We start from the raw sequence: 13891 nt of genomic DNA on the forward strand, positions 1-13891 counted from the left end.
CAAGCGACGCTCACGTGCTCTCCTCCCTCAAGTCCTCCTTCAGCGGCAAGTTCGCGCTGCCCGCGCTGCCACCGCTGCTGCGCAACAACCTTCCGCTGATGCTGGGCCTGGCCGTGGCGGTCACCGCTGCCGTCATGATGTTCATGTGGCAAGATCAATCGAGCTACAAGCCAGTCTTTGGCGCGCGCGAAAAAGTCGTCGCCGCCGACATGATGACGGTCCTGGAAGCCGAACAGATTCCCTACCGCGTCCATCCGGACAGCGGCCAGGTGCTGGTCCCGTCGTCCCAGCTGGGCAAGGTGCGCATGCTGCTCGCGGCCAAGGGCGTGACCGCGCAATTGCCGGCCGGCCTGGAACTGATGGACCGCAACGACCCGCTCGGCGTGTCGCAGTTCGTGCAGGACGTGCGTTTCCGGCGCGGTCTGGAAGGCGAGCTGGCGCAAAGCATCCTGACGATGGATTCGATCGCCAGCGCGCGCGTGCACCTGGCCATCGCGAAGACCAGCTCGTTCGTGACGGGCAATGCCGACGGCAATTCGGCGTCGGTCGTGGTCGCCGTCAAGCCGGGCCGCAGCCTGGGCAACGAGCAGATCGCCGCCATCGTCAACATGGTCTCGGGCAGCGTGGCGGGCCTGTCGCCCCAGCGCGTCTCGCTGGTCGACCAGGCCGGCAATTACCTGTCCTCGCGCATCGACCTGGCCGACGGCTTCGATGGCGCAGCGCAGGGCGACACGGCGGCCAAGCGCCACGCCGACGAGGTGCGCGCCAACGTCAACGATCTGCTGGCGCCGATCCTGGGCGTGGCCAACTACAAGGTCAGCGTCACGGCTGCCGTGGACAACGACCGCGTCGAGGAAACCCAGGAAAAATACGGCGAAGCGCCGAAGGTCACCAGCGAAGCCATGCGCGAAGAGATGGAGAAAAGCCGCATGGCGATGGGCGTGCCGGGCACGCTCTCGAACCGGCCGCCGGCGCCTGCCGCTGCGGATACCGCAGGCGCCCCACCGGCCGAAAAAGCCGACGATGGCAGCGCCCGCAAGAATGCCACCACGCGCCAGTACGCATATGACCGCGCGATCACGCAGATCAAGCGCGAACGCGGCCGCCTCAAAAAACTGTCGGTGGCCGTCGTGCTCAACGCGAGCAGCGCCGCTGACGGCAAGGCCTGGACGCCGGCCGAACTGACGAATATCGAGAAAATCCTCGCTGGCGGTCTGGGCATCGACGCCACACGGGGCGATGTGCTGGCCGTGTCGGCCATGAAGTTCCCGGCGGCCCCGGTGGAACAGGCGTGGTGGCAGGAACGCGACAACATCGTCGACATGGCGACCTGGGCCATGTGGGCCGTCGGCGCGCTGCTGGCCTACGTCCTGCTGGCCCGGCCGCTGCTGCGCGCGGCCATCACGCGCCTGGCGCCGTCGCCGGCCACCCCGGCCACCCCAGCACTGGCGGGCGCCGCTGCGGCGCCGCTCACCGCGCTGCCGGCCGGCATCACGGCGCTCGCAGCACCGGTACAGGGCAGCCCGGGCGCGGTCATTCCCCTCCTCGAAAATTATGATTTGCCGCCGTCCGGCTCGCCGGTCGACGTCATGGTCGATCACCTGAGAGTGCTGGCGGCCAAAGAGCCGGAGCGCGTCGCCGAAGTCGTCAAACAATGGGTACAGAAAAAACATGGCCGAACTGAATAACATCGAAGACAGCGAACTCGAAGCCGGTCTGAGCCCGGTCGAACAGGCGGCCATCGTGCTGCTGTCGATCGGCGAAGAGCAGGCTGCGGCCGTGCTGCGCTGTCTCGAGCGCGACGAATTGATGGAACTGACCCAGGTCATGTCGCGCATGAGCGGCATCAAGGTCGACACCGTCAAATCGGCGCTGCAGAGTTTCTTCGACGACTACCGCCAGCAAAGCGGCCTGCATGGCGCCTCGCGCAGCTACCTTAAGCGTTCGCTGGACCTGGCGCTGGGCAGCGACATCGCCAACAGCGTGCTCAATTCGATCTATGGCGATGCGATCCGCCCGAAAATGGCGCGCCTGCAGTACGCCTCGCCAAAGTGGCTGGCCGAATTCGTCTCGAGCGAGCACGTGCAGATGCAGGCCGTGTTCCTGGCCTTCCTGCCGCCGGCGCTGGCCTCGCAGATCCTCGAAGCGCTGCCGCTGGAAGGCCGCGAACTGGTGCTCTTGAACATGGCGCGCCTGGACGAGATCGACCGCGACGTGCTGCACGAGCTCGAAGAGCTGGTGGGCCGCTGCCTGGCCGCACTCGACACGCAAAGCGCCAGCGTCGAAGGCGTGCGCCAGGTTGCCGACATCCTCAACCGCCTGCAGGACAACCGCGCCGGCATGGTCGAACTGCTGCGCGCCCACGATCCCGAGGTCGTCTCGCAGATCGAGATGTCGATGTACGACTTCTTTATCCTGTCGCGCCAGACCGAACAGGTCATCTCGCGCCTGCTCGACGACGTCCCGCTGGAACAGTGGGCGATTGCCCTGAAGGGCGCCGAAGCGCCGCTGCGCGACGCCATCCTGGCCGCGATGCCGCGCCGTCAGGCGCAAAGCTTCGAAGACCTGATGCGCCGCTCGGGCCCGGTGCCAATGTCGCGCATCGAGCAGACCCGCCGCGAAATCATGACCACGGTCAAGGAGCTGGCCGACGCCGGCGAGATCGACATCCAGCTGTTTGCCGAAGCGACTGCCGAATGAAACCGTTTCGCACTTACCACTTTCCGCCGCTGCACCAGTTCAGCGCGGCGCGCCCTGCCGGCGCGTCCGCCGGCGCGGCCGGTGGCAATGCCGCCGACGAGTGGCAAAGCGCACTGGCCGACGGCTATCGCCAGGGCCAGCGTGACGGGTTCGAGGTGGGCCTGGACCAGGGCCGCGCCGACGGCATCGCAGCAGGCAAGATCGAGGGCCTCGAACGGGGCCTCGACGAAGGCCGCACGATGGCGCTCGAGAGCTTCGAACAATTGGCCAAGCCAGTCGACGCAATGCTCAAGAGCCTCAAGAAACTCAAGACCGACCTGCGCGCCGCGCAGCGCACCGAAGTGGTCGACCTGGTGGGCAAGATCGCGCGCCAGGTGATCCGCGCCGAGCTGGCGCTGCAACCGGTGCAACTGCTCTCGCTGGTCGAGGAAGCGCTGGCCGTGATGCCGCCGTCGCGCGACCAGGTCGAAGTGTTCATGAATCCGGAAGAACTGCGCCGCGTGCTGGAGCTCGATCCGAAGCGCGCCAAGAAGTGGACGATCCTGCCCGACCCGGCGCTCGACGCCGGCGAATGCCGCGTGCGTTCGGGCGACCATGAAGTCGATGCCGGTTGCCAGGGGCGCCTGGCGGCCGTCATGGAACAGGTCCAGGACCAGTTGCTCGGCGAAGGAGAACGGGCATGACGGGGCTGGCACATTCGTTGGCCGACTCGCTGCGCGCCGTCGAGCTCGGCGCGGTGCCGGTGGCCACGCCCACCGGGCGCCTGGTCGGCGCCCAGGGACTGCTGCTGGAAGCGAGCGGTTGCCGCCTGCACACGGGCCAGCGCTGCCGTATCGAGACGGTGGACGGCGAGTGGCTCGATGCACAGGTGGTCGGCTTTCGCGACAAGGTGTCGTACCTGATGCCGTTCAAGAAAGCGACCGGCCTGGCCACCGGCGCGCGTGTGCTGCCTGCGACCGACAAGGCCGACCTGATGATCGGCCCGAGCTGGATGGGCCGCATGGTCAACGGCCTGGGCGAGCCGATCGACGGCCTGGGGCGCCTGGGCGGCGACCAGCCGCTCGCTACTGCCCCGCCGCGCGTGAACCCGCTCAAGAAAACGCCGGTGGACGAACCGCTCGACGTCGGCGTGCGCGCCATCAACGCGATGCTCACCATCGGCAAGGGCCAGCGCGTCGGCCTGATGGCCGGTTCCGGCGTGGGCAAATCGGTGCTGCTGGGCCTCATCACGCGCCAGACGGTGGCCGATGTGATCGTGGTCGGCCTGATCGGCGAGCGCAATCGCGAGGTGCGCGAATTCGTCGAGCGCTCGCTCGGCCCCGACGGCTTGAAGCGCGCTGTCCTGGTGGTCGCGCCGGCCGACGAAAGTCCCTTGATGCGGGTGATGGCGACCGAGCTGTGTCATGCGGTGGCGGCGCATTTCCGCGACCGCGGCCAGAACGTGCTGCTGCTGTGCGATTCGCTGACCCGCTACGCGATGGCGCTGCGCGAAGTGGCGCTGTCGCTGGGCGAGCCGCCCGCCACGCGCGGCTATCCGCCATCGGTGTTTTCAAACATGCCGCAACTGGTCGAATCGGCCGGTAATGGCGAAAACCCGCAAGGCAGCATGAGCGCCATCTACACGGTGCTGGCCGAAGGCGACGACCAGCAGGATCCGGTGGTCGACTCGGCGCGCGCCATCCTGGATGGCCATATCGTACTCACGCGCGAGCTGGCCGAGCGCGGCCACTACCCGGCGATCGACGTTGCGCAATCGATCTCGCGCTGTATGGCGCAGGTGGTCACACCCGAGCACACGCTGGCCGCGCGCAAGCTCAAGGCGGCCCTGGCGCGCCACGCCCGCGTGCGCGACCTGATTCCGCTGGGCGCCTATGTGCCGGGCGCCGACCCGGAAACCGACCGCGCGGTGCAGCTGCAACCGCATATCGAGGCGTTTTTGTGCCAGGGCACGCGCGAAGGCGCGCCCATCGACAACTGCATCGACGCCCTGAAAGCGATCATGGCATGACACGTTCGACGACCATCCGCAGCCTCGGTACCCTTGTCCAGTTGCGTTCGACCCAGGTCGAACGCCTGGAAGCCGATCTGGCCAGCCAGGAGGCGACCCGGGTGCGCTACCAGAACAATCTGCAACGCTTGAGCGCGCTGACCCACGGCAGCGGCGCATCGGGCGCGACGCTGCAGATCAATCCTGCCATGGCGCTCAATTGCGGCGCCTACAAGCAGGGCGTGATGGCGCTGGCCGACAGCCACCGGATCGACCTGTCGCTGCATCAGGCGAACATGGCGGTCTCGCAGGACCGGCTCAGGGATGCCTGGGTCGGACGCGAACTGCTGGGCAAGGTGCTGGCCCGTACGCAGGACGCGCAAGCGGCCGAGAACGAACGCGCTACCCGCAAGCGCGAAGACGATATCGCCACCCAATCATGGATGGCGGGACGGGCGGCATGAGCTGCAACGAGCACCCAAGGAGAACACCATGGCATCAGTGATTACTGCACCGACCTACGACCCGATCACCACGGCAAGCGCACTGGCCGACAAGTACGTGGCCTCGCGCCGCGACATGCTCGCGGCCCAGACGAAGCAGGCAGCGGCCGCCGAACGTGGCTTGAGCGAACTCGGCGCAACGATCTCGTCGTTCCAGACCAGTCTGGCCGCACTCACAGGCACCGGCAAGACGCTGTACGCACAGTCTGTCACGTTCAGCGATAGCGCGATCGGTTCCGGCACTGCAAGTGCCGATGCGCCGGCCGGCACCTATGCGTTTTTCGTCAAGCAGATTGCCACGCCTAGCCAGGTCGCATTCGCCGGACTGACCAACGACACTGCGGCCACTGGCGAGCTAAGTATCAGCATGGGCGCCAGCGAAGCCTTCAAGGTCAATCTGGCCGCGGCAGACAGCGATGTCGACGGGTTCGTGAGCCCGCGCGAACTCGCGGCCGCGATCAATGCCGCGCCGATGAACCTGGGCAAGATCACGGCCTCGGTCATCACGACCGGCACAACATCGGAGCTGGTGCTGAGCAGCAAGAGCACCGGTGAGGATACGGAAATCTCGATCAACACTGCCGGCATGGACGCAGCGACGAGCCTGGCCAAGGCCAATGAGCCCGGCAACGTGCGCACGCTTAGCATGGCGCAAGATGCGATTGTTCACATCGGCGCGGAGAGCGGCACCCCGATCAAACAGGCCAGCAACACGTTCCAGAATGTCGATGGCCTGACCATCACGTTCAACAAGGCTCAGGCCACGGGCACCGCACCGGTCACGATCACTGCCGGCACCAACAACGCAGCAACGACGGCCAATGTTCAGGCCTTCATCACGGCCTACAATACCCTGAAAACGGGTCTTTCAAAGCTGATCTACCCCGGCAACCCTACCAGTGGCACCGCGGCCGGTGCCTTCGCCGCCGATAGCGGTGTACGTGCGCTGCACGACCGTCTGGTCAGCCTGCTACGCCCTGCAGGTGGCGCCAGCCTGGCCTCGTTCGGCATCATCGCAAGCAAGGACGGCACGCTCGAATTGCGCGCCGACCGGCTGACGGCCCAGCTGGCACTCACGCCCAACGGCCTCGACAAGCTCATCGGCTCTACATCGGCGGCTGGCGCCAGCGGCATTGCCAATGAGCTCAACACCTATCTGAAAAGCTGGAATGACGTATCGTCAGGCCAGATCGGCAAGCGCAAAGCAGCGACCGAGGAGTTGCAATCAACACTAGGGACGCGTGAAGCGCTGATCGACAAGCAGTACGACGTTGCCTACCAGCGTTATCTGGCGCAATTCACCCAATTGCAGAGCATTCAAAGCGTTATGAATCAAAACGTATCCCTGTTCGATGCCCTGTTCGGCAACGACGACTGATCCATTCGCACACAGACAAACCAACATCGCCATGTCATATCAAAACGCCTACGACGGCTACCACGCCGTCAACCTCGACGCGCAGACCACGCGCGCCTCGCCGGTCGAGCTGGTGCTGCTGCTCACCGACGGCCTGCTCGACGAGCTGGCGCGCGCGCGCGCACACATCGTCGCCCGCCGCTACGAGCAGAAAGCGGCCAGCATCAACAAGTGCGTCGAGATCATCAACGGCCTGGCCAGTTCGCTCGACTTCGACGGCGGCGGCGACACGGTCGCCAACCTGGCGCGCATCTACGATTTCTGCGAAAGCCGCCTGCATACCGCCGGCATCAAGCTCGACCCGGCGATGGTCGATGAAGTCATCCGCATCCTGTCGACCATTCGCCAGGGCTGGAAAGGCGTCCAGGAACGCAATGGATAGATCACTCGTCATCGGGCGCCTGGGCGCGCAGCTCGACGTGGCCGCCAGTGGCGCCGATTGGGATGCGCTCGACCGGGCCGTGCGCGATCTGGCGCGCCAGTTGCAGGCGCTGGCCGTCAAGGGTCCGTGGAGCGCGCCCGAGCGCGCGGCGCTGGGGCGCCTGCGCACATCGCACGAGCGCGCCGCGCAGGCAGGGGCCGCTGCCGCTGCCGGCCTGCAGGCGCGGATGGACGAGATGCGTGACAACAAGGAAGGCTGGATGGCCTATGCCCTCACGAATGAGACCGAACCAGGTGAGATTGTGCAATGAACCTTGCGATGAACAGCGCCATGAATAATGCGATGCACGCCACCGGCAGCGTGGCCGGCAATCCCGCCCCGGCAGTGGCAAGCGCCGCGCCCGGCGCAGCTGCGCCCGATGCGCCGGGCGCCGCTGCGCTTGCGCTGCCCGTTGGTGCAGCCGGCACCCCGACGCCGGGCCAGGCGCCGGCCGCCACCCTGCCCTTCGGTCACTGGATCGCGCTGGACGGCGCCTTGCCCGACACCGCTGCCGCCGCGCCGCCCGAGGATGTCGTGGCTGCGCCGGGCGCCGCCGTCGCCGAAGCCGAAGCCGATGCAGCGCCGGTAGAAGACCTGGTACCCGACGTCCTGCTGGCAGCGATGGCCCCGCTGGTGGCGCCGGCAGCACTGCCCGCCATGATGCTGGCGATGCAGGGTGCCAAGCCCGGCGTTGCCGGTGATGCTGCCAGCGCGTCTTCCGCCGATGCCGCAGGCAGCCCTGTAGCCGGCGCGCCGGACGCCATCGGCCAGGTGAAAGGCGCAGGCGCCGCACCGGCCGCGGGAGCCGTCAATGTGTTGCCGGTTGCAGCAGCACCGCTCCCGCCTTCAGCCGTCCAACCGGCCAGCGTACTGGCTGCCGCCCGGCCCGACGCGGGCGCCGCACAGTCAGTACTGGCGCAAGCGAACGCCGCGCCGGCGTCGGGTGAGGCCGCAGCCGAGGCCAGCGCCGACCTGGCCCCGGTCACGCCAGGCCCGGGCGCGCTGGCCGCGACGCCCCCGGCCAGCACGCGCAGCGCCGACAGCATCGTGCTGGCCGGCCCGCCGACCGCATGGCGCCAGAATCTGCACGAGGCGCTGGGCGAACGGCTCCAGCTGCAGCTTGGCCGCAACATCGCGCAGGCCACGATCCGCCTTGAGCCGCCGATGCTCGGCCGCATCGAGATCGCGATCCGCCACAGTGGCGGCAACCTGGAAATCCACATCGCCGCCTCGAACAGCGAAGTGCTGCGCCAGCTGAACACCGTCAGCGACAGCCTGCGCAGCGACCTCGCGGGGCGCCAGTACGGCAGCGTGTCAGTCAACGTCAGCGACGTGCCGCGCATGCAGGCCAGTGCCCAGGCCGGTGGTCAGGCGCCGGGCCAGGGCCAGGCCGATGGCCAGGGCCGTTCGCGCCAGGAACAGGAGCAGGCCCGTACCCCCGGACGCGCGCTGCATGACGAGGCCGCCGCCGGCTCCACCCTTTTTTCGATGAACTGACACGCCCCCCATGAAAGCAAAACTGATCATTGCAATTGCCGCCGTCGTCGTCGTCGTGGCCGCTGCTGCGGGTGGCGCCATGTGGTACATGAGCACGACCGCAAGCCCCGCCGTGGCCGCCAAGCCGGCGCCCGAAACCAAGCTGACCAAGTACGTCACGCTGGACAAGGTCATCGTCATGCTGCGCCGCGCCCCGGCCGAGCAGTCTACCCACTACCTGTCGGTCGACCTGGTGCTGGCCACCACGGCGGCGGACGAAAAGGCCACCAAGGAACAGTTGCCACTGCTGCGCAGCATCGCGGTGTCGGCCCTGTCGGCCCGCACGATGGCCGAAGCCTCCGGCATGACGGTGGACCAGTACGCGGCCGAGCTGAACAAGGTTTTCAATGCCAACTATGCCAAGGAAAACCACCTCAAGCCGTTTTCCGAAGTCATGGTCGGCAAGCTGATCATCGAGTGATACGCAGCCCGATCCCGGAGACGCCGTGGCCTACATGACCGATTACGCCGATGCCGCCGCCAGCGAATATGGCGATGTGGTGGCCAGTGCCGGCTTGTCGCCGCAGGACGAGTCGCGTCACCTGGTGGCGTATGCGCCGCTGGTCAAGCGCATCGCGCGCCAGCTCGGCAGCCAGGTCTCGGGCGCGATGGGGCGCGAGGACATGGAACAGATCGGCCTGATGGGCCTGCTGGAAGCGCTGCGCCGCTATGGGGCGCCCGACACCGGCTTTTCGAGCTACGCCGCGCTGCGCGTGCGCGGCGCGATCCTGGACGAACTGCGGCGCCAGGACTGGCGCCCGCGCGCGGTGCGCCAGGACAGCCACCGCCAGCGCGACGCCCTGCGCGCGCTCACGCGCAGCCTGGGCCGCGAGCCGAACGAACAGGAAGCCGCCGCCGCGCTGGGCCTGAGCGCGGACGACTACCAGCAGTATCTGCTGGCCGAGAGCGCCGAAGAAATGCTCAGCTTCGACGAGATCCTGCAGGACGCGGTCGGCGCCGAACACCACACGCCGGGCCCCGAGGAAAGCTATCTGGTGCGGCGCAGCCTGGAACAGGCGCTGGCCAAGCTGAACGAAAAGGAACAGCGCGTGATCCAGATGATCTACGAGTTCGAACTGAGCTACAAGGAAATCGCCGCCGTGCTCGACCTGTCCGATGCGCGCGTCTGCCAGCTCAACAAGAGCGCGCTGGCGAAAATGAAAACCGCGCTCCGGCGCGATTGAACCGACCACAGAAAAACCGCCAGAAAGGCACCACGTCATGCAGCAATTACTCGGTATCGCCATCGTGCTCGGCGCCGTCTTCGGGGGCTTTACCCTGATGGGCGGCACCTTCACCTCGATCTTCCACCCGATCGAGCTGTTGATCATCGGCGGCGCTGCCCTTGGCGCACTGGTACTCGGCAACCCGAAGCACGTCCTGGCCGAACTGGGACACCAGCTCAAGAAGGTGGCGGCGCGCAAGAAGCACGACTCGGAATTCCAGCGCCAGCTGCTGCTGCTGATGTACGAACTGCTGCAGACTGCCGCTGGCGGCCTGAAGGCACTGGACGCGCACGTCGAGGCGCCCGCCGAAAGCCCGCTGTTCCAGCGCTATCCAGCAATTCTCGACGAGACCAAGCTGCTGGCCTTCATCGTCGACAACTTCCGCCTGATGGCAATGGGCAAGATCAATGCGCACGAACTCGAAGGCGTGCTCGAGCAGGAGCTCGAAGCCATCCACGAAGAGCTGACGCAGCCGGCCAAGTCGCTGCAGAAGATCGCCGAAGCGATGCCGGGGTTCGGCATCCTGGCGGCCGTGCTGGGCATCGTGATGGCCATGTACTCGGTCTCGGGCGGCGCCGATTCGGGCGAGATCGCCGAAAAGATCGGCGCGGCCATGGTCGGCACCTTCATCGGCATCTTCGCCTGCTACGGCGTGCTCGAGCCGCTGGCCAACCTGATGAAACAGACGGTCAACTCGGATGCGTCGACGATGGAAACCGTCAAGGTCGTGCTGTGCACCCACGTGGCCGGCAAGCCGGCCCTGCTGGCAATCGACGCCGGGCGCCGCCTGATCCAGCTGAATACCAAGCCCAGCTTTGCCCAGCTCGAACAGTGGATCAATGCGATGGGCGGCGAAGATGAATCGCAGAACAAGCGCCGTCGCGCCAACGACCGCATGACGGGGTAACACGTGTCAAAAACGAACGACAAGCACGAATCGACCATCGTCAAGCGCGGCGGCGGCAAGCATCAGCATGACGAGCATGGCGGCGCCTGGAAAGTCGCGTTCGCCGACTTCTGCCTGGCGCTGATGGCCCTGTTCCTCGTGCTGTGGCTGATTGCCTCGCGCGAGCAGCAGAATCTGAAGGCCATCATCAGCGAAGCGACCGAAAGCGGCATGCTCGAGGGCCAGGGCCAGAAGCCAGCCATCGCAAGCGAGCCCAGCGGCAGCCTGATCGAGCGCTTCCCGGTGCCGCGCACCGGTGATGGCACCGGCAACGGTGGCGCCGGCACGCCGGGCAACCCGGGCGCGCCGAAAGTGGGTTATGAAACCCCGGCCGACCTGACCGCGCTGTCGAAGGCCCTGACCGAACTGTCGGTGGAAGCGGGGCTGGCCCCGAACCTGGCCACCGTGGTCACGCCCTACGGCTTGCGCGTGATGCTGCACGACACCGACAAGCAAGGCATGTTCATGCGCGGCAGCGCCCTGCCCACCGGCCGCTTCGCGCGCCTGCTGCAAAAGATGGGGCCGTTGTTCGCGCAGATGCGCAACCAGATGCTGATCGTCGGCCATACCGACGCCAGCCGCTACGCCGGCATCGATCGGGGTGCGTATTCGAACTGGGCGCTGTCGACCGACCGCGCGCTCTCGGCGCGGGCCCAGCTGCTCACCGGCGGCATGCGCACCGACACCGTGCTGCAAGTGGTGGGCATGGCCGACCGCGGCCCACTGCACCCCAAGCAGCCGCTCGACGGCAAGAACCGCCGCATCGAACTCCTGATCCTGACGAGCGCGCAGTCGCGCTCGGTGGCAGGCATGTTCGGCGCGCCGGGCGACGGCGCGCCAGCGGCCAAGACACTGGTCGGGAATGCAGGTTCAGGCGCGACCGTCAGCCTGCCCGACACGGCGGCACTCGAGACACTGCGCGGCCAGTTGCCGACATCGCCATGACCATTCACACCAAATCACGAGGTAACCGCATGAAGATCTCCGGCGCATCGTCGTCCGCCATCACCACCGTGACGCCCGGCGCCGGTGCGGTGTCGATACCGGTCCAGGCCGAGGTGCCCGGGGCGCCGGCAGCCGCCTTGCAGTCGGCGGTGCTGCAGCCTGCCGCCGATGCGCTCAGCGCCATGCCGGATTTCGACGCCGTGCGCGTGGCCGAGCTGCGCGAAGCGCTCGCACGGGGCGAGCTGCCGTTCGATGCCGGGCGCCTGGCCGGCCTGATTCAAAAATTCCATTCGGGACGCTAAACATGGCCACTCTCACCCGCACCCATGCCAACACGCTGCTTGCCGACGGCGTCACGCAGGACGTCAAGGAAGCGGCCACGATCCTGATGCTGCTCGAACGCCAGTTCGACGCCGCCGTACGCCACCGCAGCGCCGAACTGAGCGCGCTGGCAGACGAACTGACGCCGCTGCTCGAGGCGATGGAAGCGCGCCGCCAGCAGCGCGTGACGCTGGTGCGCGCATTGCTCGGGCCGCAGGGAACGATGACGCAGTACAGCACGACGCTGGCGCCGGCCCCGCGCGCCGCCTTCGACGCGGCCTGGCAGGCATTGGAGCAGACAGTGCGCGCCTGCAAGGAAGCGACGCTGCGCAACGGCCAGCTGCTGGCCGAACAGCACGGCATCATGCAGCGCGTGCTGCACGGCGAGGAGCAGCTGTATGCGCCACGTTGACATGACGACGCGCGCAATGGCGCCAACCGCACCAACGGTCGCCACGAATGCGACGCGCCCCACCGCTGCATCGACCGGCGGCGCGGCCTTCGGCAACGTCTTCAGCGATGTCGCCAGTGAAGTGGCTGCTTACATCCAGCATGGCGACGCGGATGGGGGCGCTGCGAGCACGCTGAGCGCCGAAGGTGCGCTGCTGCGTGCGCGCGCCACCGGCCTGATCATGGACGGCGCCGAGGGCGCCGACGGAGCCGACGGCGTCGCCGTGCCGAACGCCGCCGCCAAGCCGCCCCAGCAGCAGGCATTTTTGGACAGCATCGCGCCCTGGGCACGCCAGGCGGCGGCGCAGCTCGGCGTGGCACCGGAACTGGTGCAGGCCCACGCTGCCCTCGAATCGGGCTGGGGCCAGCGGCCGCTGCGCGTCGACGGCGGCGCAAGCAGCCACAACCTGTTCGGCATCAAGGCCGGCCCGCGCTGGAATGGCGCGACGGGCGACTCGACCACCACCGAATACGTGAACGGCGCGGCGCTGACCACCCGCGAACGCTTTCGCGCCTATCCGGATGCGGCCAGCGCGTTCCAGGACTACGCCCGCGTGTTGCTGGACAACCCGCGCTACCGCGCCGCGCTCAACACGGGCAACGACGCCCAGGCATTCGCGCAGGGACTGGCGCGCGGCGGTTATGCCACCGACCCCAATTACGCGTCGAAGCTGGCGCGCATCGCCGGCAAGCTGCAGGGAACGGTTGAATAATGCCGGGGTTGACGCGTCACTCGCCCAGCGGCACGTCGAGCGGCTGGACCGCGCCGGCGCCGACCACGCGCATGCGCACGACCTGGCCGCTGGCGCTGTTCCTGACCCGGACCACAGCGCCGCGCGCGCCGGCGTCGAGCGCCTCGCCGGCCATGCTCACTTCGATGCCATCCTGGCGCGCGACCATCATCACGCCATCCCCGCGCTTGACCACGACCGGCGCGGCCAGGCTGCCCGCGCGCAGCACGTCGCCTGCGCGCAGGCTGCGCCGGCTCGACTGTCCCACGACATTGGCGAGCACCCCGACCGGATCGGCGATATTGGTAATGTCGCGCCGCTCGAGCGCGACATCGGTCTCGCCAAGCACCGTATTGGCAGACAACGGCGCGCTGGCCACCGCCACCATGGCCGACACCCGCGCGCGCACGATGAATTCATGGCGCCAGCCACTGCCATCCGGGCAACGGGCGACAAAACGCATGCGCGCCGGCTGGCGCGTGTCGGCGGCCTCGATGGCGGGCGCCACGCTGCACGCCGGCGCTGGCCGGCTGCTGACCACGGCTAGATCGAATTCGGGTTCGCTCAAACCGCTGGCGGCAGCGACTTTTTCGAGCTCATCACGTGCAATCTGTTGTATCTGTGCAGAAATTGTTTGCGCTGACCATGCTGTGGTGCACAACACACAGGTTACAATAATCAGTATTGCCTTACGGAAATCCATGGGTG

The 13891-nt window shown here is 67.3% G+C and carries 17 protein-coding genes; 16 read left to right on the top strand and 1 reads right to left on the bottom strand.

Features of this window, described 5'->3' with window-relative positions; genetic code table 11:
• The first annotated feature begins 14 nt into the window (after positions 1-14).
• From fliF to RCH14_RS02535, 16 genes are read left to right on the top strand one after another with little or no spacing between them, the layout of a single operon-like run.
• Positions 15-1688: a flagellar basal-body MS-ring/collar protein FliF gene (fliF, locus tag RCH14_RS02460; RefSeq protein ID WP_343024570.1), complete on the top strand. Its 1674-nt coding sequence runs from the start codon at positions 15-17 to the stop codon at positions 1686-1688.
• Entirely contained in the window at positions 1672-2700 is a 1029-nt protein-coding gene (locus RCH14_RS02465) for a FliG C-terminal domain-containing protein (protein WP_343024571.1), read from the top strand. Before fliF ends, RCH14_RS02465 begins: the two co-directional genes overlap by 17 nt.
• Positions 2697-3383, top strand: a complete 687-nt coding sequence (gene fliH / locus RCH14_RS02470; protein WP_343024572.1) for a flagellar assembly protein FliH — start codon at positions 2697-2699, stop codon at positions 3381-3383. Before RCH14_RS02465 ends, fliH begins: the two co-directional genes overlap by 4 nt.
• On the top strand, positions 3380-4708 hold the full coding sequence (fliI, locus tag RCH14_RS02475) for a flagellar protein export ATPase FliI (protein WP_343024573.1): 1329 nt from the start codon (positions 3380-3382) through the stop codon (positions 4706-4708). Before fliH ends, fliI begins: the two co-directional genes overlap by 4 nt.
• Positions 4705-5151, top strand: coding sequence for a flagellar export protein FliJ (locus RCH14_RS02480; RefSeq protein WP_343024574.1), 447 nt, complete (start codon positions 4705-4707; stop codon positions 5149-5151). Before fliI ends, RCH14_RS02480 begins: the two co-directional genes overlap by 4 nt.
• 28 nt (positions 5152-5179) lie before the next feature.
• Positions 5180-6568, top strand: coding sequence for a flagellar filament capping protein FliD (gene fliD / locus RCH14_RS02485; protein WP_343024575.1), 1389 nt, complete (start codon positions 5180-5182; stop codon positions 6566-6568).
• Positions 6569-6599: 31 nt separating this feature from the next.
• Positions 6600-6989, top strand: a complete 390-nt coding sequence (gene fliS / locus RCH14_RS02490) for a flagellar export chaperone FliS (RefSeq protein WP_343024576.1) — start codon at positions 6600-6602, stop codon at positions 6987-6989.
• Positions 6982-7299, top strand: a complete 318-nt coding sequence (locus RCH14_RS02495; protein ID WP_343024577.1) for a hypothetical protein — start codon at positions 6982-6984, stop codon at positions 7297-7299. Before fliS ends, RCH14_RS02495 begins: the two co-directional genes overlap by 8 nt.
• Complete coding sequence (locus RCH14_RS02500) at positions 7296-8525, top strand: flagellar hook-length control protein FliK (protein WP_343024578.1); 1230 nt, start codon at positions 7296-7298, stop codon at positions 8523-8525. Before RCH14_RS02495 ends, RCH14_RS02500 begins: the two co-directional genes overlap by 4 nt.
• Before the next feature lie 10 nt (positions 8526-8535).
• Positions 8536-8985 (top strand): flagellar basal body-associated FliL family protein, encoded by a 450-nt coding sequence (locus RCH14_RS02505; RefSeq protein WP_343024579.1) that lies wholly within the window; start codon positions 8536-8538, stop codon positions 8983-8985.
• Between the two features lie 34 nt (positions 8986-9019).
• Positions 9020-9748 carry a FliA/WhiG family RNA polymerase sigma factor gene (locus RCH14_RS02510; RefSeq protein ID WP_343025033.1) on the top strand — a complete coding sequence of 243 codons (729 nt, stop codon included), beginning with the start codon at positions 9020-9022 and terminating at the stop codon, positions 9746-9748.
• A gap of 37 nt (positions 9749-9785) precedes the next feature.
• Positions 9786-10697, top strand: coding sequence for a flagellar motor stator protein MotA (gene motA / locus RCH14_RS02515; protein WP_343024580.1), 912 nt, complete (start codon positions 9786-9788; stop codon positions 10695-10697).
• A 3-nt stretch (positions 10698-10700) separates the two neighbouring features.
• Positions 10701-11681, top strand: a complete 981-nt coding sequence (locus RCH14_RS02520; RefSeq protein ID WP_343024581.1) for a flagellar motor protein MotB — start codon at positions 10701-10703, stop codon at positions 11679-11681.
• Entirely contained in the window at positions 11678-11983 is a 306-nt protein-coding gene (flgM, locus tag RCH14_RS02525) for a flagellar biosynthesis anti-sigma factor FlgM (protein ID WP_407070044.1), read from the top strand. Before RCH14_RS02520 ends, flgM begins: the two co-directional genes overlap by 4 nt.
• A gap of 2 nt (positions 11984-11985) precedes the next feature.
• A complete protein-coding gene (gene flgN / locus RCH14_RS02530; protein ID WP_343024582.1) occupies positions 11986-12414 on the top strand; it encodes a flagellar export chaperone FlgN in 429 nt (142 codons plus the stop codon).
• Positions 12401-13165 (top strand): glucosaminidase domain-containing protein, encoded by a 765-nt coding sequence (locus RCH14_RS02535; protein WP_343024583.1) that lies wholly within the window; start codon positions 12401-12403, stop codon positions 13163-13165. The genes flgN and RCH14_RS02535 overlap by 14 nt, the downstream gene beginning before the upstream one ends.
• A gap of 16 nt (positions 13166-13181) precedes the next feature.
• Here RCH14_RS02535 and flgA read toward each other — a convergent pair whose 3' ends face one another.
• Positions 13182-13751 carry a flagellar basal body P-ring formation chaperone FlgA gene (gene flgA / locus RCH14_RS02540; protein ID WP_343024584.1) on the bottom strand — a complete coding sequence of 190 codons (570 nt, stop codon included), beginning with the start codon at positions 13749-13751 and terminating at the stop codon, positions 13182-13184.
• Between the last annotated feature and the right edge of the window lie 140 nt (positions 13752-13891).

Origin of the sequence: Massilia sp. MP_M2, from assembly GCF_039123635.1 — a bacterium.
In the GTDB taxonomy this organism is placed as follows: Bacteria; Pseudomonadota; Gammaproteobacteria; order Burkholderiales; family Burkholderiaceae_D; genus Telluria.

Bases quoted from the DNA above. Each gene is read 5' to 3' on its own strand.
- RCH14_RS02510 (WP_343025033.1), top strand. From the start codon at position 9,020: ATGACCGATTACGCCGATGCCGCCGCCAGCGAATATGGCGATGTGGTG.
- fliD (WP_343024575.1), top strand. From the start codon at position 5,180: ATGGCATCAGTGATTACTGCACCGACCTACGACCCGATCACCACGGCA.
- fliS (WP_343024576.1), top strand. From the start codon at position 6,600: ATGTCATATCAAAACGCCTACGACGGCTACCACGCCGTCAACCTCGAC.
- RCH14_RS02480 (WP_343024574.1), top strand. From the start codon at position 4,705: ATGACACGTTCGACGACCATCCGCAGCCTCGGTACCCTTGTCCAGTTG.
- flgN (WP_343024582.1), top strand. From the start codon at position 11,986: ATGGCCACTCTCACCCGCACCCATGCCAACACGCTGCTTGCCGACGGC.
- RCH14_RS02535 (WP_343024583.1), top strand. From the start codon at position 12,401: ATGCGCCACGTTGACATGACGACGCGCGCAATGGCGCCAACCGCACCA.
- RCH14_RS02505 (WP_343024579.1), top strand. From the start codon at position 8,536: ATGAAAGCAAAACTGATCATTGCAATTGCCGCCGTCGTCGTCGTCGTG.
- RCH14_RS02465 (WP_343024571.1), top strand. From the start codon at position 1,672: ATGGCCGAACTGAATAACATCGAAGACAGCGAACTCGAAGCCGGTCTG.
- RCH14_RS02495 (WP_343024577.1), top strand. From the start codon at position 6,982: ATGGATAGATCACTCGTCATCGGGCGCCTGGGCGCGCAGCTCGACGTG.
- RCH14_RS02500 (WP_343024578.1), top strand. From the start codon at position 7,296: ATGAACCTTGCGATGAACAGCGCCATGAATAATGCGATGCACGCCACC.
- flgM (WP_407070044.1), top strand. From the start codon at position 11,678: ATGACCATTCACACCAAATCACGAGGTAACCGCATGAAGATCTCCGGC.
- fliI (WP_343024573.1), top strand. From the start codon at position 3,380: ATGACGGGGCTGGCACATTCGTTGGCCGACTCGCTGCGCGCCGTCGAG.
- motA (WP_343024580.1), top strand. From the start codon at position 9,786: ATGCAGCAATTACTCGGTATCGCCATCGTGCTCGGCGCCGTCTTCGGG.
- fliH (WP_343024572.1), top strand. From the start codon at position 2,697: ATGAAACCGTTTCGCACTTACCACTTTCCGCCGCTGCACCAGTTCAGC.